The sequence below is a fragment of the Nocardiopsis alba genome (genome assembly GCF_000710955.1).
GTDB lineage: Bacteria > Actinomycetota > Actinomycetes > Streptosporangiales > Streptosporangiaceae > Nocardiopsis > Nocardiopsis alba.
This window is the reverse complement of record NZ_BAZE01000004.1, coordinates 71,311-95,195: the sequence shown is the minus strand read 5'-3', so window position 1 is coordinate 95,195 and position 23,885 is coordinate 71,311. Positions and strand designations below refer to the sequence as shown.

Annotated in this window: 20 protein-coding genes; 11 read left to right on the top strand and 9 right to left on the bottom strand. The window is 70.6% G+C overall.

Annotated features, from left to right (window positions below; genetic code table 11):
* Positions 1 to 4 precede the first annotated feature (4 nt).
* On the top strand, positions 5 to 808 hold the full coding sequence (locus TR33_RS09240; protein ID WP_187294461.1) for a M48 family metallopeptidase: 804 nt from the start codon (positions 5 to 7) through the stop codon (positions 806 to 808).
* Positions 809 to 826: 18 nt separating this feature from the next.
* Here TR33_RS09240 and TR33_RS09235 read toward each other — a convergent pair whose 3' ends face one another.
* Positions 827 to 2,971 carry an elongation factor G-like protein EF-G2 gene (locus TR33_RS09235; RefSeq protein WP_017535556.1) on the bottom strand — a complete coding sequence of 715 codons (2,145 nt, stop codon included), beginning with the start codon at positions 2,969 to 2,971 and terminating at the stop codon, positions 827 to 829.
* A 192-nt stretch (positions 2,972 to 3,163) separates the two neighbouring features.
* Here TR33_RS09235 and TR33_RS09230 point away from each other — a divergent pair, with 192 nt between their 5' ends.
* The 3 genes from TR33_RS09230 (at position 3,164) to TR33_RS09220 (ending at position 6,609) form a co-directional block, all read left to right on the top strand.
* Positions 3,164 to 4,486 (top strand): CPBP family intramembrane glutamic endopeptidase, encoded by a 1,323-nt coding sequence (locus TR33_RS09230; protein WP_052358144.1) that lies wholly within the window; start codon positions 3,164 to 3,166, stop codon positions 4,484 to 4,486.
* Positions 4,487 to 4,503: 17 nt separating this feature from the next.
* Positions 4,504 to 5,301 carry an alpha/beta hydrolase gene (locus TR33_RS09225; protein WP_026125180.1) on the top strand — a complete coding sequence of 266 codons (798 nt, stop codon included), beginning with the start codon at positions 4,504 to 4,506 and terminating at the stop codon, positions 5,299 to 5,301.
* 63 nt (positions 5,302 to 5,364) lie between these two features.
* Positions 5,365 to 6,609 carry an MFS transporter gene (locus tag TR33_RS09220; RefSeq protein ID WP_017535558.1) on the top strand — a complete coding sequence of 415 codons (1,245 nt, stop codon included), beginning with the start codon at positions 5,365 to 5,367 and terminating at the stop codon, positions 6,607 to 6,609.
* Here the strand turns inward: TR33_RS09220 and TR33_RS09215 are convergent, their stop codons facing one another.
* From TR33_RS09215 to TR33_RS09205, 3 genes are all read right to left on the bottom strand, one after another.
* The gene (locus TR33_RS09215; protein ID WP_017535559.1) at positions 6,610 to 7,599 is read right to left on the bottom strand and encodes a coiled-coil domain-containing protein; all 990 of its coding nucleotides are present in this window, start codon (positions 7,597 to 7,599) and stop codon (positions 6,610 to 6,612) included. It lies immediately after the preceding gene.
* A 258-nt stretch (positions 7,600 to 7,857) separates the two neighbouring features.
* A complete protein-coding gene (gene def, locus TR33_RS09210; RefSeq protein WP_014910295.1) occupies positions 7,858 to 8,415 on the bottom strand; it encodes a peptide deformylase in 558 nt (185 codons plus the stop codon).
* A 65-nt stretch (positions 8,416 to 8,480) separates the two neighbouring features.
* Entirely contained in the window at positions 8,481 to 9,293 is an 813-nt protein-coding gene (locus TR33_RS09205; RefSeq protein WP_014913598.1) for a nucleotidyltransferase domain-containing protein, read from the bottom strand.
* 774 nt (positions 9,294 to 10,067) lie between these two features.
* On the opposite strand from TR33_RS09205, the gene TR33_RS09200 reads away from it, so the two are divergent.
* Together TR33_RS09200 and TR33_RS09195 are read left to right on the top strand one after the other, a co-directional pair.
* Entirely contained in the window at positions 10,068 to 10,745 is a 678-nt protein-coding gene (locus TR33_RS09200; RefSeq protein ID WP_014912395.1) for a sirohydrochlorin chelatase, read from the top strand.
* Positions 10,746 to 10,884: 139 nt separating this feature from the next.
* Complete coding sequence (locus tag TR33_RS09195) at positions 10,885 to 11,802, top strand: aminoglycoside phosphotransferase family protein (RefSeq protein WP_017535560.1); 918 nt, start codon at positions 10,885 to 10,887, stop codon at positions 11,800 to 11,802.
* Positions 11,803 to 11,840: 38 nt separating this feature from the next.
* Here the strand turns inward: TR33_RS09195 and TR33_RS09190 are convergent, their stop codons facing one another.
* Positions 11,841 to 12,539, bottom strand: coding sequence for a response regulator (locus TR33_RS09190; protein ID WP_014910685.1), 699 nt, complete (start codon positions 12,537 to 12,539; stop codon positions 11,841 to 11,843).
* On the bottom strand, positions 12,520 to 15,063 hold the full coding sequence (locus TR33_RS09185; protein ID WP_042282725.1) for an ATP-binding protein: 2,544 nt from the start codon (positions 15,061 to 15,063) through the stop codon (positions 12,520 to 12,522). The genes TR33_RS09190 and TR33_RS09185 overlap by 20 nt, the downstream gene beginning before the upstream one ends.
* Before the next feature lie 263 nt (positions 15,064 to 15,326).
* Here TR33_RS09185 and TR33_RS09180 point away from each other — a divergent pair, with 263 nt between their 5' ends.
* Positions 15,327 to 16,265: a hypothetical protein gene (locus TR33_RS09180; protein WP_234305803.1), complete on the top strand. Its 939-nt coding sequence runs from the start codon at positions 15,327 to 15,329 to the stop codon at positions 16,263 to 16,265.
* A 57-nt stretch (positions 16,266 to 16,322) separates the two neighbouring features.
* Here TR33_RS09180 and TR33_RS09175 read toward each other — a convergent pair whose 3' ends face one another.
* Positions 16,323 to 17,942 (bottom strand): FAD-binding oxidoreductase, encoded by a 1,620-nt coding sequence (locus tag TR33_RS09175; protein ID WP_017535564.1) that lies wholly within the window; start codon positions 17,940 to 17,942, stop codon positions 16,323 to 16,325.
* Between the two features lie 17 nt (positions 17,943 to 17,959).
* Between TR33_RS09175 and TR33_RS09170 the strand changes: the two genes are divergently transcribed.
* From TR33_RS09170 to TR33_RS09155, 4 genes are all read left to right on the top strand, one after another.
* Positions 17,960 to 18,544: a TetR/AcrR family transcriptional regulator gene (locus tag TR33_RS09170; protein ID WP_042282720.1), complete on the top strand. Its 585-nt coding sequence runs from the start codon at positions 17,960 to 17,962 to the stop codon at positions 18,542 to 18,544.
* 11 nt (positions 18,545 to 18,555) lie between these two features.
* Positions 18,556 to 20,082 carry a glycerol-3-phosphate dehydrogenase/oxidase gene (locus tag TR33_RS09165; protein WP_042282718.1) on the top strand — a complete coding sequence of 509 codons (1,527 nt, stop codon included), beginning with the start codon at positions 18,556 to 18,558 and terminating at the stop codon, positions 20,080 to 20,082.
* A 210-nt stretch (positions 20,083 to 20,292) separates the two neighbouring features.
* Positions 20,293 to 20,844 (top strand): ATP-binding protein, encoded by a 552-nt coding sequence (locus TR33_RS09160; RefSeq protein WP_014909940.1) that lies wholly within the window; start codon positions 20,293 to 20,295, stop codon positions 20,842 to 20,844.
* 200 nt (positions 20,845 to 21,044) lie between these two features.
* Positions 21,045 to 21,956 carry a bile acid:sodium symporter family protein gene (locus TR33_RS09155; protein WP_042282716.1) on the top strand — a complete coding sequence of 304 codons (912 nt, stop codon included), beginning with the start codon at positions 21,045 to 21,047 and terminating at the stop codon, positions 21,954 to 21,956.
* Here TR33_RS09155 and TR33_RS09150 read toward each other — a convergent pair.
* Together TR33_RS09150 and TR33_RS09145 are read right to left on the bottom strand one after the other, a co-directional pair.
* Positions 21,953 to 22,597: a LuxR C-terminal-related transcriptional regulator gene (locus tag TR33_RS09150; protein ID WP_042282714.1), complete on the bottom strand. Its 645-nt coding sequence runs from the start codon at positions 22,595 to 22,597 to the stop codon at positions 21,953 to 21,955. The two genes, TR33_RS09155 and TR33_RS09150, sit on opposite strands and share 4 nt — an antisense overlap.
* Positions 22,585 to 23,802, bottom strand: a complete 1,218-nt coding sequence (locus tag TR33_RS09145) for a sensor histidine kinase (RefSeq protein ID WP_042282712.1) — start codon at positions 23,800 to 23,802, stop codon at positions 22,585 to 22,587. The genes TR33_RS09150 and TR33_RS09145 overlap by 13 nt, the downstream gene beginning before the upstream one ends.
* Positions 23,803 to 23,885 lie beyond the last annotated feature (83 nt).

Genomic DNA, 23,885 nt, shown 5'->3' with positions numbered 1-23,885 from the left:
GTCCATGGGGGTCGTCTCATGGCGATGGGGCGACCCCCATGTGCGTCGCTCTCTGCGACACCCGAGGGAGACGCCCATCCTCATCGGGTGTGTCCTGGTCACCCTGTTCACCGTCGCGGGGGCGGTCAGTCGTGCCCTATCGGGAGACCCGAACGAACCCCTGCTGCTGCTGAGCCTGCCCGCGCTCGTGTACTTCGTGCGCGGGCAGCTCTACGCCCGACAACGCGTCAACGGCGTGCGTATCACCGAGCACCAGTTCCCCGAGGCGTACCGGATGGTGGTCGAGGCCTCGGAACGCCTCGGGATGCGTCAGGTTCCCGACGCCTACGTGGTGCTCGGCAACGGTGTGCTCAACGCGTTCGCCTCCGGACACGGGTTCCGTCGCTACGTGGCGATCAACAGCGACCTGTTCGAGGTGGGCGGTCGGCTCTCCGACCCCGACGCCCTGCGTTTCGTGATCGGTCACGAGGTGGGGCACATCGCCGCCGGACACACCTCCTTCTGGCGCCAGTTCGCCGTGTCCGTGGCCAACGTGATCCCCGGGGTGGGCAGCACTCTGGGGCGGGCCCAGGAGTACACCGCCGACAACCACGCCTACGAGTACTGCCCCGAAGGGGTCCAAGGGATGCGGATCCTCGCCGCCGGCAAGTACCTCTACCGGGACGTGGACTTCGACGACATCGCCGACCGGGCACGGACCGACACCGGGTTCTTCGTGACCCTGGTCAACCTGCTCTCCAGCCACCCGATCAACACGTTCCGCTTCGCCGCCCTGGCCGACCGCACCAGACCCGGAAGGGTGCTGTGAGGCGGGAGGGGCCGGAGGTCAGGTGTCCCGGTCGCCGGAACGGGGTCGGGCCACCCGGTGCTCCAGGTGTCCGGGAAGACGCTCGTGACGCAGGTAGGAACGGGTGAACGTCCCCGTTCCGTGGGACAGGGCCCGCAACTCGACGGCGTAACGCACGATCTCCAGTTCCGGTACCTCGGCCCTGACCACCACACGGCCGTCGTCCACGGTCTCCGTACCGACCACGCGACCGCGGCGCGCCGAGAGATCGTTGAGGACGGCGCCCAGATCGGACCCCTCCACCTCGACGGTCACGGTGTCCAGAGGCTCCAACAGCGCCGGTTCGCAGGTGGTGGCGGCGTCCCGGATCGCCAGCCTCCCGGCCTTCTGGAAGGCCATGTCGGAGGAGTCCACCGCGTGCGCCTTGCCGTCGTACAGCGTCACGCGCAGGTCGACCAACGGGAACCCGTCGCCGATCCCGTCGGCCATCTGGGCGCGGATCCCCTTCTCCACCGCGGGGACGTACCGACGCGGAACGACACCACCGACGATCCGGTCGACGAACTCCAGCCCGGCACCCGACTCCAACGGCTCCACCCGGATCCGGCACACCCCGTACTCTCCGTGGCCGCCGCTCTGCTTGACGTTGCGACCGACCCCCTGTCCGGGCACGGTGAAGGTCTCCCGGAGCGGTACCCGAGGCTCCTCGGTGTCCACCCGGACACCGTGGTGGCTCTCCAACCGGTCCAGGGCCGCCTCCAAGTGGGCCTCGCCCAGACTCCAAAGGACCATCTGGCGGGTCTCGGAATCGACCTCCACCCGGAGGGAGGGGTCCTCGGAGACCAGGCGGGCCACCGCGCGGGAGAGCCGATCCTCGTCGGCGGAGGACGCGGCGGCGATCGCCACCGGCATCATCGGGTCGGGGAAGGCCCAGGGACGGACGCGCAGGGGCCTCTCGGTGGAGGAGAGGGTGTCCCCGGTACGGGCCGACATCAGCTTGGACACCAGGCACAGGTCGCCGGCGAACACCTCTCCCACCGGGAGGGCCCGCGGGCCCGCGGGGACGAACGGCGAACCCGAGTGCTCTCGTTCGCCCGCCCGCTCCTCCTCGTCGGAGACGGCTCCGGACAAGTGGACGTCGACCTCGGGCGCCAGGGTCCCGGAGAAGACCCGGACCAGGCTCATCCGCCCCACGTACGGGTCGTTCTCCGTACTCAGCACCTCCGCGACCAGCGGCCCCTCCGGGTCGCAGGACATCCCCTCGACCTCCCTCCCATCGGGCCTCTCGACGTGGGGGAGCGGCCGCCGGGTCGGGTCGGGGCAGGACAGCGGCAGCTCGCGGAGCAGCTCGCGCACCCCCACGCCCCGGATCGTGTCGAGGGCCAGCACGGGGTGGAACCCGCCGGCGGCCACCGCCCTCTGCACGTCGGCGATCAGAAGGTCCGGGTCGAGTTCTCCGCCCTCCATGTAGCGCTCCATGAGCGTCTCGTCCCCGCTCTCGGTGATCACCTCCTCGACGAGGATCTCCCGGAGCGGCCCGGAGGCCTCGCGCAGCCGGGCGGGGACGGGGCGGGGCACGGCCTCCCCACCGGAGTAGTCGTAGTAGCGCTCGGAGATCAGTCCCCACAGCCCCACCAGGGAGCGTCGATCCCCGCTCCCCTCGAAAGCGGGTACGTAGGCGGCGTGCACCCCCGGCCCGAAGGCCTCCCGGCAGCGGGCCACCACGGCGTCGAAGTCGGCGCGCGGGTGGTCGATCCCGGTGACCGCGACCGCCCTGGGCATGCCCAGGGCGGCGCACTCCCTCCACAGGCTCCGGGTCCGCCCGTCCACCCCGTCCATGGCGGAGATCACGAACAGAGCGGCGTCGGCTCCGCGCAGCCCGGCGCGGGCGGCCCCGAGGAAGTCGGGGTGGCCCGGGGTGTCCAGCAGGTTCACCTTGACCCCGTCCACCATCACCGGGGCGAGGGTCAGGCGCGCCGAGCGGTGCCGTCGGATCTCGATCCCGTCGTGGTCGCTGACGGTGGTGCCCTCTTCGACGTTGCCGGGGCGCCTGATCTCCCCGCTCTCGGCCAGCAACGCCTCGACCAGGCTCGTCTTGCCGGAACCGGACGGTCCGACCAGGGCGACGTTGCGGATGTCACGGGGCTCTTCGGCCCTCGGCGCGGCTACGGTCCGATCGACCATCCCTGCTGCCCAGCCCTTCGGGATCCGGTGGTGATCCCAGAGCCACCACCGTGAGTGTGGCCTACGACACTTCCCACCGTCGCTGTTCGAAGCGCTGTTCACAAGGGGCGAGAAGGTCGATATCAGGGCAAGAGGGTTTCAGGGGATCATGACGTGTCCTATCGACCCGAGTTGTTCTTCTAGGCTGTCCCCGTGCCATGGTCGGAGATTCTTCCCCAGTTCAGTCTCACCGGGACCCTGCTGACGGTCCTCCTGCTGTTCTTCGCGGCTCTCGGTGAACCCTTCCTCGGTCGGCGCGCGTTCGCCTGGCTCTCCCGTAAGGAAGACGACGAGCGCGCCCTCGGACGGCTGTACATCGTCACGATCACGATCCACCTCCTGTGGGGGCTCCTGGTCCTCGCCGTCGTGCTCACCTCTCCCGAGCTGCGCCCGGCGGACCTCGGGCTGCGGCTACCGGAGGCCTGGGCGCCCGTCGCGGGCGGCGCGCTCGGCGGACTGGTCGCGCTGATCGCCTTCTGGCTGTTGGTCAACGGCCGACCGACGAGGGACCGACTGCCACTGATCGGCGGTCGCGGGTCGAAGCGGTCGTCCCGTGCCGAGAGCGCGAAGGCGTCGGCCGGCCGTCAGGGTCGTCGAGGCCGTAGGGCCCCGGCCAAGCCGATGACCCTGCCGGACCCGGGCCGTCGACAGCACCTGCTGTTGCCGCGTACGGGCGGCGAGCGGGCCCTGGCCGCGGGCATGGCGGTCACCGGCGGTGTGTTCGGCGAGCTGCTCTACCGCGGTCTGTTCATCGTGCTGGTCACGAGCATGGGCGTCCCGCTGTGGATCGCGGCCGTGCTCTCGGTGCTGCTGTTCTCCGTCGCCCACGTCTACCAGGGCTGGTGGGGGCTGCTCAGCGCCGGTTTCTCCGGCACCCTGTTCACCGTTCTCTACCTGGGCACGGGCAGTCTCCTCGTGCCGATCCTGGTGCACGTGGCGCTCAACCTGCGTTCGCTCGTCTTCGCTCCGGCCGTCGAGCGTGCCCGCGCCGAGGAGGAGTACGACGATCGCGAGTACGACGATCACGACGGTGACGCCTACGACGACCGCGAGTACGATGATCGCGGCGACGGGTACGACGACGAGTACGGGTACGACGACCACGACGCCCCCCGGACCGAGGGGTTCGACCCGGCACCGACCTTCGAGGAACCCGGCTCCCACGAGACCCGGACGATGCCCGCTCCGCCTCCGCCGCCCGGCCCCGTTCAGGGTCCGCCGCCTCCGTTCCCGCCGTCCGGCCCGGCCCAGGCTCCTCCGCCGCCGTTCCCTCCCACGGGCCCCGCGCAGGGACCGCCGCCGCCCTTCCCACCCGGTGGGCCGGCCCAGGCTCCTCCGTTCCCGCCGTCCGGCCCCTCCCAAGGGCCGCCGCCCGGACGTCACACGGGTCCGCCCTCGAACGCTCCCGGATGGGGCGACCCGAGGTACCGGGACGAAGGCGACACACCGGGGCCGGGCTCCCCGTACCGGAACTGATCGTGCACGATGGAGTGGTGTCCGACGCCATTGACCACTCCATCGCCGGCCCCCAGGAGGAACGCTTCTGGCTCACCACCTCGGACGGGGTGGGGATCGACGCCGTGCTGCTGCGCCGCGCCGAGCCCCGTACCACCGCCGTGGTGCTCGCCAACGGCTTCACCGGGACCTACCGGAGCCCGCACACCCGCGCCATCGCCGAGGGACTGATGTCCGTCGGCGACGTCATGACCTTCGACTTCCGGGGCCACCACGGCTCCGGTGGGCAGAGCACGGTCGGCAACGCCGAGATCCACGACCTGGAGGCGGTCGTGTCCCGCCTGCGCGAACTCGGCTACTCCCGGATCGCCACGGTCGGGTTCTCCATGGGGGCCGCCGTCGCGGTCCGACATGGCGCCATCTACGGCGGCGTCTCGGCCGTGGTCTCCATCAGCGGTCCCAGCCGCTGGTACTACCAGGGCACCCGTTCCATGCGCCTGCTCCACCTCGGTATCGGGAGATCGATGGGACGCGCCTTCCTTCGCCGTTTCCGCAAGGTCCGTGTCACCGACCGACGCTGGGACCCGACCCCCGCCGAGCCCCGAGAGATCGCCGGGGAGATCTCCCCGACGCCGCTGTTGGTGATCCACGGAGACGCGGACTCCTACTTCCCGGTCTCGCACGCCACCGCCGTCTACGACGCGGCCCGGCACCCCAAGGACCTGTGGATCGTCCCCGGTATGGGACACGCGGAACGGGCGGTCGCCCCCGATCTCGTGGTCAGGGTGCGGGACTGGCTGAAGCCGCGGCTCTCCGCCGCCGAACCCGAGGAGTGAGGGCACGGACGGGGAGGTGAGGGAGGCGTCGACAGGTCATCCGGGCTCCGTTAGAAAGGACGGATGACCCGATCTCCCGTCACCTCCATCGAGACCACGCCCACCGGCCCCCCGGGACTGAAGGGGCGGGGCTTCGCCCTGCTCATCGCCGCCACGGCGGTCGGACTCTGCGGGTTCGCCGCGGTGCTCCCCCTGGTCCCCCTCTGGGCGAGCCGGGGCGGCGCGGGGGAGTTCGGCGCGGGCGCCACGACCGCCGTGTTCATGCTCACCACCGTCCTCACCCAGTTGTGCATGCCCTGGCTGCTCGATCGGGCCGGCGGCTACAGGTGGACCTTTCCGGTCGGCGCGCTGGTGATGGGGCTGCCCACCCCGCTGTTCGCCATGACCACCGACCTGGGGCCGATCCTGGTCGTCTCCGCCGTCCGGGGGGTGGGTTTCGGCATGGTGACGGTGGCCGGGACCGCGCTCGCGGCCCGGCTGGTCACCAGGGAGCAGGTCGGTCGAGCCACCGGATACTACGGTCTGGCCGTGGGGCTGCCCCAGATCGTCATCCTGCCCGGCGGTGTGGCCCTGGCGCTCGCTCTGGGCTTCGACACGGCCTTCTGGCTCACCGGGATCTCCGGTGTGGTGTCGGCGGCGCTGGCGTCGGGCATCCTGGTCGCCGACGGGGGACGTAACCGGGAGGCGCTGCGCTCGACCGGTGAACAGACCCCGGACCGGACCGATTCACCGCGCGGCCTGCCGCTGCTGGTCGCCCTGGCCGCGCCCTTGGCGGTCATGCTCCTGATCGCCTCCGGAGCCGGGGCGATCGTCACCTTCCTGGCGATCCCCCTGGAGCGGGCGGCCTGGCTGGTCGGCGCCCTCTTGGCCGCCTACGCCCTGATGCTGGTGATCGGACGCTGGAGCGCCGGGATGCTGTTCGACCGGTACGGCCGCACTCTCCTGCTGTTGCCCGGAGCGCTCTCCGCGGTGCTGGGCATGGTCCTGATCGCGGTGGCCCTGTGGTCCAACGGCGACGGGGTGCCGGGGGCGGGGACGGCGGCCCTGGTGCTGGGCGGGGCGGCCCTGTTCGGAGCGGGCTTCGGAGCCGTGCAGAACGAGACCGTCACGATGATGCTGAACCGCGCCGGCCCGACCGGTCATGGTCGGGCCAGCGCGGTGTGGAACATCGGCTACGACGCGGGTACCGGGGTCGGCGCGGTCGCCCTGGGACTGGTCATCCAGCTCTCGGGCTACGGACCGGCCTTCGCCCTGCTGGCCCTGGCGCTGGTGGCCGTCGTCCCCCTGACCCTGGACCGTCGCCGGTGATCAGTACGAGGAGATGTGCACGTGGTCGTAGTGGTTCTGGGTCGCGTCGCCCCGGTCGTTCATCCACGTCCACTGGCGGGCGGTGGACTGCCAGATCTGCTGTTCCCAGATGATGTACTTGATGCCCAGCCGGTCGGCGTTGGCGATGCCGTAGTCGGCGATCTGCTGTCCCAGGGCCCGGTTGGCCTCTGAGGGGTGGGCGCCGTTGGCGCTCATCATGAAGTCGCAGGCCCGACCCTCGCCGTGGTCGTCGGCGCTGGAGCGCCAGCAGCCGACCGGGTAGGGGGCGCCGAACTCCCTGATGATCTCGTCGCGGATGGCCGCCATACGGGGCTGGGTCTGGTCCCAGCCGCCGCCTCGGGCGCTGTCCGGGATGCTGCCGTCGCCGCTGCCGCCGCCACCGCCGGGTGTGTCGGGCTCCGGGGGGACCTGCTCCTCCTCGTACTCGGCGATGCGCTGCTCGACCTCCTCGCGCTGTTCCTCCAGCGAGTCGATCAGCTCCGAGGCCTCCTCCAGCTCCTCCTTGAGGTTCCGGGTGGTCTCGGCCTGGTCGTCCCGCAGGGTGATGAGGTCGGAGATCTGTTCGGCCTGGCTACGACCGAGGTAGTCGACGTTCGCGGCGTCGGCGAACATGTCCTCGGGGTCGCTGGAGAAGACGACCTGGAGGGTCGGATCGAAGCCGTCGTTCTTGTAACGGGCGGCGGCGATGGTGGAGACACCGGTCCGGGAGTCCTCCAACCGCTTCTCGATCTTCTCCAGGGACTCCTCGGCCTCCTCGACACGGTCCTTGATCTCGGTGAACTGGAGCAGTTCGCCGTCGTAGGTCTCCTCCAGCTCCTCGGCCCGCTGGGTGAGCTCGTCGATGTCCACGTCGTCGTCCGGGTCGGCCTGGGCCACCCCGGACAGGCCCACGAGAAGGGCCGAGGTGAGGGCCGCGAGGGAGAGCGGGGTCCGGGCGCGGCGGGGGGCGTTACGAGGAGTGGATGTCATGTCTGCTCCGTCGATGGTCTGAGCGCATCGGCTACGCCGGGGCGACGGTCCTGCCGTCACGAGAGGGGCGGAAGGATACTCGGTCGACCATACGAGATCTTGGTGTTATGTGCACAGTGTGTTGATTCGTGAGGTTCTGGGGGAGAGAGCGGGCTCTGTCCGAAGATACCCAAGGTGGTGGACCGGACCGGACGCCCTGAGCAGGACGGAGATCACCCCGGGGGAGAGGGCGGCCCCGGGGCACGGGAGGGAACGAGGTCAGGAGCCCCCGCCGAAGGCGCTGGGGAGCCGCACGGAGGTGCTGGGCGCCGGGAGGTCCGAGGGCAGGAACCAGTCGGATCTGCGGATGTCGCGCATCGCGGCCTTGCGGTTCTCGGGGTCGAGCCGATCGATGTAGAGCATGCCCTCCAGATGGTCGGTCTCGTGCTGGAGGCACTGGGCCATCAGGCCGGACCCCTCTACCGTCACGGGCTCGTTGCGCAGGTCGACGCCCTTGACGACGGCCCGTTCGGCCCGCCGGGTCCGGTACCACAGGCGGGGGATGGACAGACAGCCCTCGTCACAGTCCTGGAGCTCCTCGGAGAGCTCGACGATCTCGGGGTTGATCACATAGCCGACGCGCCCCTCAACGGCATAGCTGAACACACGTGATCCCACACCGATCTGGGTGGCGGCCACACCCGCGCGTCCGGGCGCGTCCACGGTGTCGAGCAGGTCGCGGACCAGCTTCTCCGTACGCTGATCGAACGTGGTGACGGGGGTGGTCCTGGTGACGAGTACTGGATCGCCGAAGCGGACGATGGGGCGCATGGTCATGAGCCCAGGTTAGTCAAGGCCGCGGCCGAGGTGTACGGGTCGGGAGGATCCGGGCGGGAGGGCGATCAGGTGGCCAACCCCGGACGCAGCGACTCGTCCAGGACCATCTCGATGTAGTCCAGAGCGGCCCGGCGGCGGGCGAGGGCGCTCTGGTACAGGGACGGGGAACGGTCCCCCCTGCGCACGCGCAGGCACTCGTTGACGATGCGCTGCCAGCGCTCGGGGAAGGCGTGGAGGGCGTAGGCGCCGGCGCCCGACTTGGAGGTGATCTCGCCGGTCTTGAGGGTGAAGTGCAGTCGGCTGACGCTGAGCACGCTCCAGGAGGGGGCCAGGGAGCCCAGTACGGCCAGTCCGCGCGGGGTGACCAGGCGTCCGGCCTTCTCCCGCCAGCGGCGCCAGTGCTCGTCCAGGGAGCCGAGGGACCACGTGCGCAGGCTCTCGGGTTCGTCCCACACGTCCAGCTCGATCGGGTGGGGGCCGCGGACGGTGACGCCCCGGTCGGCCAGGACGTGCCAGGTGACCGGGTTGACGTCGGCGCCGGCGCGGGGGCGGAAACGGCCGTTGATGACCGACGGGACGGGGCCGCACTCGCCGGGGTCCCGGTTGAGCTCCTCCCAGGTGACGTGGATCCCGTTGAACTGCGGGTCGGACACCTGGTGCCGGGTGCGGGCGTGGATCCGGCGCAGGGAGTCCAGCTCCGCGCCCTCGGGGGAGCGCTCGGTGACGACGACGAAGTCGACGTCGCTGGCGTGCGGTCGGAAGTCGCCGAGGGCGACCGAACCGGTCAGGTAGAGACCCTGGACCAGCCCGGGAGCCTCTTGATCAGCGTTGGCGAGGAAGGCCTGGGTCAGCGTCTGCACCCGGGGGTGGACGGCCATGCTCACTCCAGTCTGGACGGTTCTCGGGTCGCGCGTCGGTGCGAGGGAACCGGACGTGGTGGGCCGATCGCACCGTCGGATGCTCGTGTGAACGGAGGGGCTTCAGGGGCGTTAGGGGCCCACGTGGGTTCCTCCGTTTGGTCCAAGTGTGATCGTGGTCGGGGGGAATGGCAAGTGATCACGCCGGACCCGCATCCTGTCTCCCCACGTCAAGTGGTGTGCGGCTATGGCGGGGAGGGGGAGTGCGCACCCTTGACAAGAGGGGCTCGCATGTGCAAGGCGAGTGTGTCTCGTGGTCCGTCGGGTGCCCACGTCGACGTCTTCGCGAGTGCGGCGGAAAAGTCGACGGGTATTCCTCGGCACGTGCAGATGTTCCGTGCATTTGCATTCGAACGCGGTCGAGGGGATTTCTCTGGAGAGGTCGGCTTCGGAGGGGCGGCGACTTCGTCGGAGTGTGGTGTCCCTCATGTTCTACCCAGGGGTAGCTTTTTTGAAATGTCCGCTGGAGTCGATGATGTCACAGGTCGAGGTGGCTGTGGAGGCGGTGCTTCCGTGGTTTCCGTGAAGTTTTGTACCGTCGTGTGTTTTTTCGTGATGTGGACACTTCCTGTCTTTTAGTGGATCGTTATGGTTCACCAAGACTTTCTCAGGAGATAACCAACACAGCCATGGTCCGTTGTTCCCCTCCGCGTAACACGGGTGTGCTCCCTCGAAACAACACCCCGCGATACTCGGTCGACGATGGATTCCGCCGCGACGCCCAAGGAGCCGTGCATGGTCCCCACCATGGTCCTCGTAGCCGACGATTCCCGTGACGCCCACCGACGAGAGGCCCTGCACGGCCTGGCGGAGGCGGTGGCCGAACGAGGCGAGGCGCCGGTCGAGGCGGCCTTCGGGAGCCCGGACGAGGTGGGCGCCGCGATCCGCGCCGTCCCCGGGCCCAAGGTGGTGGTCCCCGCCTTCGTCGCCGGCGGGGACGTGGCCAGCGCGCACCTCCTCTCCCGCCTCGGCCTGGGCGGTCTGGAGAACTCCTGCCAGACCTCCCCCCTGGGAGCGGTCCCCTCGATCGTCGCCGACCTCGCGGCCCGTCTGTCCGAGGTCGCCGGAGACCACGACGACGGGGTGATCCTCGCCGCCGACGGCACCACGGGCGCTGAGGAGCGCCAAGTGGTCATGGACGTGGCCCGAATGCTCAGCCGGCGCCTCTCCTCTCCGGTCCAGGTCGGTTACCTGCGGACCTGGGCCCCCTCGGTCTCCGACGCCGTCGACCGGCTGCGCCGCAGCGGACACGAGCGGGTCTCGGTGGCCGCCTGGCGCCTGGTGGACGGCCCCGACTTCGACCTGCTCCGAGGGTTCGACGTCACCACCATCACCGAACCTCTGTGGCCCTCGGATCTGGTGGTGGACACCCTCCTGGCCCAGCACCGCGCCGCCAAGGGGCGCCTTTCGTGAAACGCGGAGCGGGGCCGGTCGATGACGAACGAGTCACGGACCGTCACCACCGTTACCCGAGGTACGAGGATGGGTATGGGCCCACGGACGGGGCGGGAACCGGGTGGGCGTCGAGACGAGCGGACCTGAAGGTGGATGTATGAACGACGTCACAGCGCGGTTCGTCGACGATCGACACCGTCGCCGACTGGAACACCGTTTCGGTGGCCACGTCGTCGAATGGTTGAAGGATCTGCCCGCGCTCGTCGAAGAGCTGTCCGACCGCTGGGGACTGACCGTGGAGGGACCGGCCCCGCAGGGCCGTACCTCCGTCGTCCTCTACGTTCGGCGCGCCGAGGAGGCCGGGGTGCTCAAGATCTCCCCGGACAACGGCCTGGCCGTCGCCGAGGCCGGTTCGCTGCGCATGTGGAGCCCCTCCCGGAGGGTCCCCGAGGTGTGGGAGCTCGACGGCGAACACGGGGCCTTCCTGATGGAACGCGTCGACGGCGAGACGATCGCGGCCAAGGGCGTGGTCCCCTCCTCCGAGGTCATCGGCGGCCTGATCTCCTCCCTGCACGGGGTCAAGGTCTCCGAGGCCCTCCACCGGGAACTGCGCCCGCTCATCGCCCGGGTGCAGTTCGTCTTCGACATGTGGAATCGGGAACGGATCGAGGGGCCCGCGGCCGACATCGTCCCCGCCACCCTCATGCACCGAGGGGCGGCCAAGGCCAGGGATCTGGCCAACGGCGACGTCGACATCGTGCCCCTGCACGGAGACCTGCACCCCGGCAACGTCATCGACGGCGGCTCTCGCGGACTGGTGGTCCTGGACCCCCGGGCCTGTCTGGGCGACGCCGCCGTGGACGCGGTCGACTGGGCCCTGTGGAAGGCCGACGACGTGGCCGAGGTGGAACGTCGGGTGGAGGGGCTCTCCCGGACGATGGGGGTCGACGGGGACCGGATGATGGAGTGGGTGCGGGCCTTCGCCCCCTGCCTCGCCGTCTCCAAGGCCAACCGGGGCCAGGGCGGGACGGTCGAGTTCGACCTGCTCATGAACCTGTGCGAGATCCCCGCCTGAGGTCGGGCCCGGGACACGTTCCACCGGGCCCGCCCCCTTCAAGGTCGGGCGTGGTCTCCTCGGGACGCCGATTCGAACCGGTAACCCCGGCCCGCCTCGGTGATGAGGTACCGGGGGTGCGAGGGGTCGGGCTCCAGCTTCCGACGTAGCTGGGCCAGGTAGACGCGCAGGTAGTTGGTCTCGTTCTGGTAGGCGGGACCCCACACGTCGTGCAGCAGCCGGCGTTGGCTGACCAACCGACCGGCGTTACGGGCCAGGATCTCCAGGATGTGCCATTCGGTGGGGGTCAGCCGGACCTCCTCGCCGTCCCGCGTCACCCGCTTGGCGCCCAGGTCCACCTCGAAGGTGTCGGTCCGGACCACCGGCGCCTCCTCGATCCGGTCCGCCCGACGCTCGGCCGCGCGCATCCGCGCCAACAACTCGTCCATCCCGAACGGCTTGGTCACGTAGTCGTCCGCGCCCGAGTCCAGACAGCGCACCTTCTCACCCGCCGAGTGCCGGGCCGACAGCACGATGATCGGTACCCGGGACCACCCGCGCAGCCGCTGGATGACCTCCACGCCCTCCATGTCGGGAAGGCCCAGATCCAACAGGACCACCTGGGGGGGTTGCTCCCGTGCCAGGCGCAGCGCCGACTCTCCGTCCCCCGCGGTGACCACGTCGTAGCCCCGGGCCCTCAGGTTGATCCGCATGGCCCGGATGATCTGTACATCGTCGTCAACGACCAGGACCCGCATCGACCCGCCTCTCCTCTTCCTCGTCCTCCGGCGTGACCGCACGCAGGGTGAACACCATCGTCAGACCGCCCCCCGGGGTGTCCTCCGGATCGAGGGTCCCGTGCATCGCCTCGACGAATCCACGGGCCACCGCCAGACCCAGCCCCACACCCGTCCCCTGGGGCGCGTCCCCCAGGCGCTGAAAGGCCTCGAACATCCGCTGTTTGGCCTCGTCGGAGACGCCCGGGCCCCGATCCACCACACGGAGCTGGACGCTGTCGCCGTGCGCGCTGGCCGAGACCAGCACGGGCGTGCCTGGGTCGGGGTTGTAGCGCACGGCGTTGGCCACCACGTTGTCGACGGCCCGGTCCAACAGTCCCACGTCCACTCGTACCCGGGGCAGATCCTCGGGAACGTCGACCACCACGGCCTCCCTCGGAACCCCCAACAGGGTCGAGGGGAGTATCTCGTCCAGCCCCACCGAGCGTATTCGGGGTACCACGCTGTCGGTCTGGACCCGGCTCATGTCCAACAGGTTCCCGATGAGCCGGTCGAGTCGGTCGGTGGACTCCTCGACGGTCTCCAGGAGTTCGGAACGATCCTCCTCCGAGAGGGCGATGTCGGTGGCGCGCAGGCTGGAGACGCTCGCCTTGATGGAGGTCAGCGGGGTGCGCAGATCGTGCGAGACCGCCGCCAACAGGGCGGTCCGGATCCGGTTGCCCGCGGCCTGGCCCCGTGCCTCGGCGGCGTCCCACGCCAGCCGTTGATGCTCCATCGCGATACCCACGTGGGTGGCGAAGGCGCTCAACACCCCCCGGTCCGCGGCGGGCAGCATGCGTCCGCGCAGGGCCAGGGCGACCGTGTCGGAGACCGTCACCAGGGCGTCCGCCTCCTCCGGTGTCTCGCAGGCGGGGGCGCCCACGCTGTGCACCGGATGCCAGCGGTCGTCCTCCAGCCGTTCCAGCAGGGTGGCCGAACGCTGCCCGAAGGTCTCGCGGATCCGCCGCAGCAGGGCCTGGAGCGGTTCGTTCCCGGAGAGGACGCTCGCCGCCAACAGGGCCACCGCGTCCGCCTCCGCCCGGCCGCGCACCGCCTGTGACGAGCGCCGGGCGGCCATCTCCACCATCACCGCCACGAGCGAGCCCACCAGGACGAACACCGTCATCGCCAGGAAGTTGTCCGACGACATCGACGGTCTGCCGTGCAACGGCGACAGCAGGACGGTGAGCAGGACCGCGCTCCACAACGCCGAGACCAGCGCCGGACGCAACCCGCCCACGGCCGCGGTCGCCACCGTGATGAGCAGGAGGAACAGAGGGTCCGAGGCGGGTCCCACCCCGTCGAAGAAGGGCAGGGTCAGGATCAGGGAGACCAGGAGGGGCGCCAGCAGCGAGAGGGTCCAGCCCCAGATCCTCCGGTGGTGGTTCAGGCCCCGGCCGGGAGCGGGCAGGAGCCAACGTCCGCCGCCGACCTCCTCGTGGGTGACGATGTGCACGTCGATGTCGCCGGACTCGCGCGCCACTATCGTGCCCACACCCGGCCCGAACACGTACTGCCAGGCACGTCTGCGGGAGGAGCCCAGGACGATCTGGGTGGCGTGGGCGCCGCGGGCGAACTCCAGCAGCGACGAGGGCACGTCCGTCCCGACCACCTGATGGTAGGTGCCGCCGAGCTCGGCCAACAGGCGGCGCTGGCGCAGCAGGTCCCCGCTGGGACGTTCGCCGATCCCGTTCGGGGGGAGCACGTGCACCGCGAGCAGGTCGCTGGGTTGGGGGCGGCCGCCCCGTGAACGGGACGCGACCCGGGCCGCCCGGCGGATGAGGGTCTCGCCTTCGGGGCCGCCGGTCAGAGCCACCACGACCCGCTCCCTGGCCTCCCAGGTCTGGCGGATCTCATGCTCGCCCCGGTAGCGGGACAGCCCTTCCTCGACCCGGTCGGCGGTCCACAGCAGCGCGAGTTCGCGCAACGCGGCGAGGTTGCCTTCGCGGTAGTAGGCGGCCAGGGCGGCGTCCACCCGCTCGGCCGGGTGCAGGTCGCCGTGGGCCATCCGGCGGCGCAGTTCCTGTGGGGTGACGTCGACCAGCTCGACCTCGGCCGCCGCGTGCACCACCCGATCGGGGACGGTGTACTCGGGGCGGACCCCGGTGATCTGATGGACGACGTCGTACAACGACTCCAAGTGGTGGATACCGACGGTGGAGAGCACATCGATCCCCGCGTCGAGGAGTTCCTCCACGTCCTGCCACCGGGTGGGGTTGGGCGCGCCGTGCGGGTTGGGCCTGGCCAGGTCGTCGACGACGACCAGTTCGGGAGCGCGGGAGATCACGGCGGCGGTGTCCACCGAACCCGAGGGGTGGGCGGGCACGACCTCCAGGCCCTGGAGCAGGGCGGAGGTGTGGACCCTGCGGTGGGTGTGCACCGCGCCGACGACCACGTCGGCCCCGCGTTCGACGCGTCTGCGGGCCTCGTCCAGGGCGTGGTGTGTGGTGCCGACACCGGGGGCGGAGCCCAGGTGGATGCGGAGTCTTCCTTTCACGTCCCCCATTGTGGGTCGGTTCCCGGGCCCGCGGGCGAAAGTCGGGTGACGACAGGCCGTGGGGAGGGTGATCTTCCCGACGCCCGGCGTCGCCGACGGTGGCGGAACCCCCGGTGGAGAGGCGCTCTCGTTCCTCTCACGAGAAGGAGGGCGTGTGTTCCGTCGAGAAGGAGCGGATCTGAGGTCTTATGCGTCGGATAGAACGGAGAAGGCCTTTCGACTCTTTCGGAAGGCCGTGTTCGTCATCGATATGAGCTACGAGGTACCCCCGAATGGGACAGCCCCCGCCCCCGTACGACCCGCAGGGTCACTTCCCCGGGCCTCCCGGGACGCCTCCCCAGGGTCCCGGTCCCCAAGGGCCGCCCCCCGGTTACGGTCAACAGCCCCCGCAGGGGCCTCCGCCCGGATACGTCCCCCAAGGACAGCCGCCTCAGGGTCCGCCGTCTCCGGGCTATGGTCAGCAGCCGCCGCAGGGCCCGCCCGGGTTCCCGCCACAGCAGCCCCCGCCCGGTTACGGCCCCCAGGGTCCCGAGCCCAAGAAGAAGACCGGTCTGATCGTCGGCGCCGCCGTCGGTGCGGTCGCGTTGATCGGTGTGGTCGGCGGTATCGCGATCTGGGCCTCCTCCGGCGGCGAGTACGTCGCCCTGCCCGACGACTGCGCGACCGTGTTCGAGGGCAACTCCCTACAGGACACCTCCGCCGGCGTGGTCACCTCCTTCGACGGAGGTTTCGAGGAGGGGGACGACCCCGACTCCGACGGTGTCTACGGCGAACTCACCTGTGACGGTGAATCGGGCGAGGTGATGGTCTCGTTCTACGTCGGGCTCTACGACATGGCCCACCCGGACACCGAGGAGATGATGCGGGAGGAGCTGGACGAGGCGTTCGACTCGCAGGATCGGTTCGACGGGCAGGACATGCCTCAGGGAGAGGTCTCCGAGATCGATCTCGGTTTCGGTGAGCCCCAGCAGATCCTGTGGGACGAGAACTCGATCGGCGACCAGGGCACGACCTTCGCCACCCTCATGCCCGGTGGCGACTTCACGGACGGCGGGACCATGGCTATGAGCGCCTTCATCTCCGGGAACGTCGTCAGCGGTGTCGTCGTGGCCGAGCAGGGCGGTGACAAGAGCATCGAGGAGGTCTACGCCATGGCCGAGAGCGCCGCCTCGGACCTGGAGCGTCAGATCTCCCGAGTGGCCGAGAAGTGAGCGGTCCCGGTCCGGTGGGCCCACTCCACCGGACCGGGGAGCCGGCCCTTCGAACGGTCAGGCGTCCGGCAGGAGCTTGCCGGGGTTGAGCACCCCCCGCGGGTCCAGGGCGGCCTTCGCCGCACGCAGTACTTCGGCCCCCAGCGGGCCCAGCTCCCGGGTCATCCACGGCCGATGGTCGGTGCCGACGGCGTGGTGGTGGGTGATGGTCCCGCCGTTGGCGACGATGGCGTCGGAGGCGGCACGCTTGGCCCGACCCCACCGCCCGGCCGGATCGTCGCCCGCGCCGGTGGCCACCGTGAAGTACAGGGAGGCTCCGGTGGCGTAGGTGTGGGAGACATGGCACTGGACGAGGACCCCGCTCTCGTCGTCGTCCAAGGCCTCGGTCAGCGCGGCGACCACGGCCCGGTACAGCGGAAGCAGATCGCTCCAGGAGGCGGCGGTCTCCAAGGTCTCGGCGAGGATGCCCGCGGACAGTAGGGTGTCGCGCAGATAGGGCGCGTTGAACCGGTTCTCGCGCCAGTGCGCCACCGGATCCGGCCCCACCAGGGTGCCGCCGGCCGCCTCCATGGTCGCCCGGACCGTCCTCGCGCGGGCCTCGACCTCCTCTTCGGTCCCCTCGAAGCCGAGTACCGCCTGGCAGCCGGGGACGGCCTCACGTCCGCCGAGGGCCGCGTTCACGAAGGTCTCGGTCTCATCGGACAGACGCGCCATGGTGGGCCGCACGTCCGACTGGGCCAACGTTCGCAGCGCGTCCACCCCGGTGGCGTGATCGGGGAAGGACCACGCTTCGTCCACGACCTTCTCCGGGCGGGGACGGACACGGACGGCCACCTCGGTGATCACGCCCAGGGTGCCCTCCGAACCCACCAGTAGGCCGCGCAGGTCCGGGCCGGCGGCGGAGGCCGGATGACCGCCCGCCTCCAGGGTGCCGCGCGGGGTGGCGGCCTTCATGCCCACCACCATGTCCTCGAAGCGACCGTAGCCGGCGGAGGCCTGTCCGCTGGAGCGGGTGGCGGCGTAACCGCCGATGGTGGCGTACTCGTAGCTCTGCGGCATGTGCCCGAGGGTGAGACCGTGTTCGGCCAGCATCGCCTCGGCGTGCGGGGTGCGCACGCCCGCCTCCAGGACCGCGGTCAGCGAGGTGCGGTCCAGGGAGATCAGTCGGTTCAGCCGGCGCAGGTCCATCGTGACCACGGCGGCCAGACCTCCGTCGAGCGGGGTGAGCCCGCCGACCACGCTGGTCCCGCCTCCGAAGGGCACCACGGCCACCCCTTCGTCCGAGCAGAGCGCGAGCAACCGCTCCACCTGGTCGTGGTCGGCGGGGAAGAGCACGGCGTCGGGCGCGGGCACGGCCTCGCCGGCTCGGCGGGCGAGCAGGTCCGGCGTGCTCTTGCCGCCGCTGTGCCGGAGTCGCGTGGGGTCGTCGGTGCGCACGTGCTCGGTGCCGACGATCCCGGCGAACTCCGCGCGCAGACGTTCGTCCAGACGGGACGCGGGAAGTTCCACCTGTTCCTCGGGGACGGGCGGCATCGCCCGAGGGTCGGTCCGCAGTACCCGGGCGATGAGGTCGCGCAGTCCGGGGTCGAGTTCGGTCGCCTTGTCGGGGTCGCCCCAGGCGAACCAGCTCATCTCCGGAGCGGTGTCGGCGGGGGAGGCTTGCGCATCGTGGTTCATGCTCTACAGTTTTACATATGGCGTCAAAGCGTAACGTAGAGGACGAGATCCTGGACGCGGCCCGAAACTGTGTCGAGGCCTTCGGGGTGCGTCGCACCACCTTGACCGACGTGGCGCGCAGGGCCGGGGTCAGCCGCCCCACGGTCTACCGACGCTGGCCCGACGTGACCGCCCTGGTCGCCGATCTGCTCACCCGCGAACTCCGCCGCATCCTCATCGCCGAGGAGGTGGACGCCGAACACGACCACGGCGAGGACGTCCGTCCACGTCTGGTGCGGCACGCCGCCGGCGTGGCCCGCGCGATGCTCGCCCACCCACTGGTCGGGCGCATCGTCGACACCGAACCCGAACTCCTGGCCACCTACACCTTCCAACGCCTCGGAAGCAGTCATCGGGCCGCCCTCGAACTGGTCGAACCGGCCATCGTCGAAGGCCAGGCCGACGGCTCGATCAGGAAGGGCGATCCCGCGGTCCTGGCCCATCTGGTCATGGTCACCGTGCAGAACACCGTCACCTCTCACCGCCTGTTCGCCGACGTACTCGACCCCGAGGGCCTGGTCGCCGAACTGACCACCCTTCTGGACGGTTACCTGCGCCCCTGAAAGGACGCCCCATGAGCCGGTCCACCTCCCTGAACGCGGCCCGCCGCGAGACCGAACTCGCCGCACTGGAAGCCCGACCCGACATCGACGTGCTGGTGGTCGGGGGCGGGGTCACCGGGGCCGGGGTGGCGCTGGACGCCGCCTCGCGCGGTCTGCGCACCGTCCTCGTCGAACGCGACGACCTCGCCTTCGGCACCAGCAGGTGGAGTTCCAAACTGGTCCATGGCGGGTTGCGCTACCTCGCCAAGGGACAGATCGGTATCGCCTACGAGAGCGCCCGCGAACGCGACGTCCTCATGCGCGTCACCGCGCCCCACCTCGTCCGCCCCCTGCCCATGGTGGTCCCCGTGTACCGGGGCGACGCGCCGATGCGCGCCCTGATCGTCCGCGCGGGAATGGGGGCCGGCGACCTCCTCCGCGTGCTGGCGGGGACCCCCTCCTCCGTCCTGCGCGGCCCGAGAGTGCTCAGCGCGCGCCAGACCCTGCGTCTGCTCCCCGGTGTACGGAGGGAGGGCCTGTTCGCCGGGATCCTGTCCTTCGACGGCCAACTGATCGACGACGCCCGCCTGGTCATCGGGATCGCCCGTACCGCGGCGGGCGAGGGGGCCTCGATCATCACCCGTTGTTCGGCCCAGAGCGTCTCCGCCGACGGGGCCGTCCTGCGCGACGAGATCGATGGACGGATCATCCCGGTCCGGCCTCGGGCGGTCGTCAACGCCACCGGGGTGCACGCCGACGCCCTCGACCCCCGGATCCGTCTCAGGCCCAGCCGCGGCACCCACCTGGTCCTGGAGGGGGCCGCGCTCGGCCACCCTCGCGCCGCGTTGACGGTGCCGCTTCCCGGCAGCGTCGACCGTTTCGTCTTCGCCATGCCGCAACCCGACGGCCGTGTCTTCGCCGGTCTCACCGACGAACCCCTGGACGGTCCGACCCCCCGGGTCCCGGAGGTCCCCGAGGAGGACGTCGACTTCCTTCTGGAACGGTTCAACGGCGCGTTGGCCACCGCACTGACCAAGGACGACGTCATCGGCTCCTTCGCCGGTCTGCGCCCTCTGCTGGACGGGGACGGGGACAGCGCGAACCTGTCCCGCGAGCACTCGGTGACGGTGTCCCCCCAGGGGACGGTCACGGTGGTCGGTGGCAAACTCACCACCTATCGGGCGATGGCGGAGGAGACGGTGGACGCCGTGGTCGCGGAACACCGGCTCGCGGCCGCTCCCTGCCGGACCCGCGAGATCCCGTTGGTGGGCGCCGCCTCGCACGAGGAACTCGACTCACTGGACGCTCCGCGTCACCTGGTGGCCAGGTACGGCATGGAGGCGCTCGACGTGGTGGCCGAGGCGGACGACGACCCGGCGTCGCTGACTCCGGTCGTCCGCGGGATCACCCCGGCCGAACTACGTTTCGGCGTGCGCCATGAGGGGGCTCTGGACGTGTCCGACCTGCTGGAACGCAGGACCAGGATCGGATTGGTCCCGGCCGACGGGGAACGGGCCGCGGCCGCGGCCGAGCGGGCGTTGTCCGAGGTGGGGCGGTAGTACGGGCGGCGCGGGGAGACCGGGGCCGCCCGCGGCGCGGAGACGACACGCCGTTCCGGGGAACTCACCACACCCGAGGCCCCTGTTCGGCGGCGGTGGGATCGCGTAAGGTCATACCGGTTCGAGCCTCCCCCTCCCCTCGGACCCCTCGCGGCCGCCCCCGCCTCGGCTCGCCCGTCCACCGAATCGCCCGCCGAAGGAGCCATTCCCATGCCCATGCTCGTCGCCGTGCCGACCCTCACCAGCACCGAGGACAACGTCCTCGCGAGGGTTCCGGGCGAGTACCGGCACTACTTCAACGGGCGGGTGCCGGTGCCGTTCACCAAACGGCGATGGGAGTTCTCCGGGGAACCGGTGAGCGTGCCGCTGGTGCGGGCCTTCCTGGAGACCTGCGCGGCCGGCCGTGACGCCGACTACCGGTACGTGCTCACCCTGCTCGGGGCCGAGCTGGCCACCAACGCGATCCGGCACAGCCGTTCGGGGGAGCCCGGCCAGACCTTCGTGATCCGCGTCGACCGGGGACCCAACGGGATGACGGTGACCTGTCGGGACAACGGGATGCCCTCCAGCGCCCTGGAGGAAGGCGGGGGGCGTCTGTTCGCGGCGGCGCCCGAGGAACGACTCACCGCCGAGGACGGGCGGGGCCTGGCCCTGATCGACAGTTTCGCCACCACCTGGGGGGACAACGGGCACCCCAGCATCCGCAAGGTGTGGTTCCACCTGGCCTACGACCTGACCGGCAGTTCCTGGCCCGCCGCCTGAGGGTCTCCCGAGGGAGAGGGCCCGGTCCGCGCGGCCCCGGTCGAGCCGATGAGGGGGCTTGTCAGAGGCCGCGCCACGTGCCACCATTCTCAGCCTGAAGGCGAGATGTGGCATGGATCACGCGCTTTGCGTTCCGGGTGCGGTCCGTCGACGCCTCGACCGTCCCGCCGCCCCGTCGGCCCTCCCCCCAAGGTGCCCCCATGGACTCGGTCCTCACGACGATCGGCCTGCCGATCGCCCTCGGCGTCATCATGCTCGGCCTCGGTCTGGGCCTCACCACGCGGGACTTCACCCGCCTGCTCTCGATGCCCTGGACGATCGTCCTCGTCCTGGGGTGCCAGATCGTCCTCCTGCCGATCGTCTGCTTCGGGCTGGTCCTGCTCTTCGTCTCCCGCTTCGACCTCTCGCCCATGCTCGCCGTCGGCATGATGATGGTGGCGGCCTCTCCGGGAGGTATCACGGCGAGCCTGTACAGCCACCTGTTCAAGGGCAACGTCGCCCTCAACATCTCCCTGACCGCCATCAACTCGCTCACCGCCATGGTGACCCTGCCGATCGTCACCGGACTCTCGCTCCGGTACTTCACCGACGGCGGCTCCATCGGTCTCCAGACAGGGAAGCTGCTCCAGGTCTTCGCGGTCGTCCTGATCCCCGTCGTGATCGGAATGGCCGTCCGGGCCAGGGCGACCGCCTTCGCCGACCGGATGGAACGGCCCGTCAAGATCGGTTCCGTCCTCGTGCTGGTCGCGGTGATCGTCGGAGCGATCGCCGCCGAGTGGGCGAATCTGCCGAGGTACATCGTCGCGGTCGGGCTCATGGTGCTGATCTTCAACCTGGTCAGCCTCACCGTCGGCTACTGGGCGCCCCGTATGATCGGCACCCGCCGCCCCGAGGCCGTCGCCTCCTGTATGGAGATCGGCCTGCACAACACCACGCTGTCGCTCACCATCGCGGTGACGGTCCTGGGCAGCACCGAGATCGCCGTCCCCTCCGCCGTCTACGGGGTACTGATGTTCTTCACCGCGGCGGGGGCCGGACTCCTGCTCGCCCGCCGTGAGACACGGGATCGTGCGGCCGGCGTGGGAGGAACGGTCCACAGAAGCACGAACTAGCGATGTTCCAGGTAGGCGAGGACGGCGCGGACCCGACGGTGACCGCTGTCGGTGGGCGCCAGACCCAGCTTGGCGAAGATGTTGCCGATGTGCTTGTGCACCGCGTTGGTGGTCACCACCAGGCGCTCGGCGATCCCGGCGTTGTCGCGTCCCTCGGCCATCAGGGCCAACACCTCGCGCTCTCGCGCGGTCAACGACTCCAACGGATCCCGGGGCCGGCGGGTCAGCAGCTGCGACACCACCTCCGGGTCCATCACGGTGCCGCCCGCGGCCACCCGGTCCAGCGCGTCGACGAACTCGCTCACCCGACCCACCCGGTCCTTGAGCAGGTAGCCCACACCGCCACGACCGTCGGAGAGCAGTTCGCCCGCGTAGTCCTGCTCCACGTACTGCGACAGCACCAGGACGGGAAGCCCGGGACGTTCGACCCGGGCCGCGATGGCGGCGCGGATCCCCTCGTCCCGGAAGTCCGGCGGCAGCCGTACGTCGACCACGGCCAGGTCGGGGGAGTGTCGACGCACGGCCTCGGCGAAGGAGGGCGCGTCCTCGGCCACCGCCACCACCTCGTGGCCCCTGGTCCCCAACAGCAACCTCAACCCTTCGGACAACAGCACGTTGTCCTCGGCGATCACGATGCGCACGGCAGCTCCGCCTCGATCACGGTCGGCCCGCCCGCGGGGCTGTGCACCGACACCCGTCCGTCCAAGGCCGCGACCCGGCGTCGCAGCCCGGGGAGCCCGCTCCCCGAGTTCTCGTCGGCCCCGCCCCGGCCGTCGTCGTGGACCTCCACCCGTAGCAGTCCCGGGCTTCGGGACAGGACCACCGAGATCGTCTCCGCGTCCGCGTGCCGGGAGGCGTTGGAGACCGCCTCGGTGACCACGTAGTAGGCGGCGGTCTCCACCGACACCGGCAGCTCTCCCGGATCATCGAGGTCCAGCCGCACCGGTACCGCGCTTCGGGCGGCCAACGCGGTCAACGCCCCCACCAGCCCGCGGTCGGCGAGGATCGGCGGGTAGACGCCCCTGATCACCTCGCGCAGCTCGGTCATCGCCTCCTCGGCCCCTTGATGGGCCCGCTCCAGGAGCGCGGCGACGGCCGGATCCGACACCGCCTCACGGGCGACCCCGAGCTGCATGGCGATCGCCACCAGCCGGGCCTGAGTACCGTCGTGCAGGTCGCGTTCGATCCGCCGGAGCTCGGCACCATGGGAGTCCACCACCTCGGCCCGGGTCCGGCTCAACCGGTCCACCCTCTCCGTCAACAGCTCCGCCTCGGTCGGGGCGGACAGACGCAGGCACAGGCGGGCGTGCGCCCTGGCCGACGCGGGGACCACCCACAGCGCGAGCACGACGAAGGACAGCACCTGGCCGGCGACCGTGACCAGGGCGATGCCCCAACCGTCGATCGCGATTCCATAGGGCTCCGGGCGCAGAGCGACGGGGAGGGCCCACCACATCAGGGTCTGGACGGTGTTGAGCACCATCCCGGGCAGGAACACCGCCACCATCCCCAGAACCACGCTCACCAGAGTGAACACCGGCATCCAGCGCAGAGAACGGCGCACGGAGGGTTCGCGCCACATCTCCCGCAGGTACGTGGCGGCGGGGGCCGGCAGCTCCGGAACCTCCTCGCCCAGGAAGCGGGCGGCCCTTCGCCGGTGCAGGTCGGTCCAGCGCACCGACAGGACCAGGCAGCGGGGGAGGAGGAGCAGGCCCACCCCGCCGACCACGATCAGTAGAACGACGGCCACGCCCAAGGGCATCATCACCAGAGTGGCCAGACCCGAGGCCCCGGCCAGGAGGAGATACCCACAGGCTCTCCACGCCCGGCCCCACGCGTACCGCATTCCGTATCCCCGCTCTTCTCGACGACGTGCCGTCAGTCTGGCCGAGCCGGGCCGCCTCGAGCACTACAGCGGGCCACCGTATC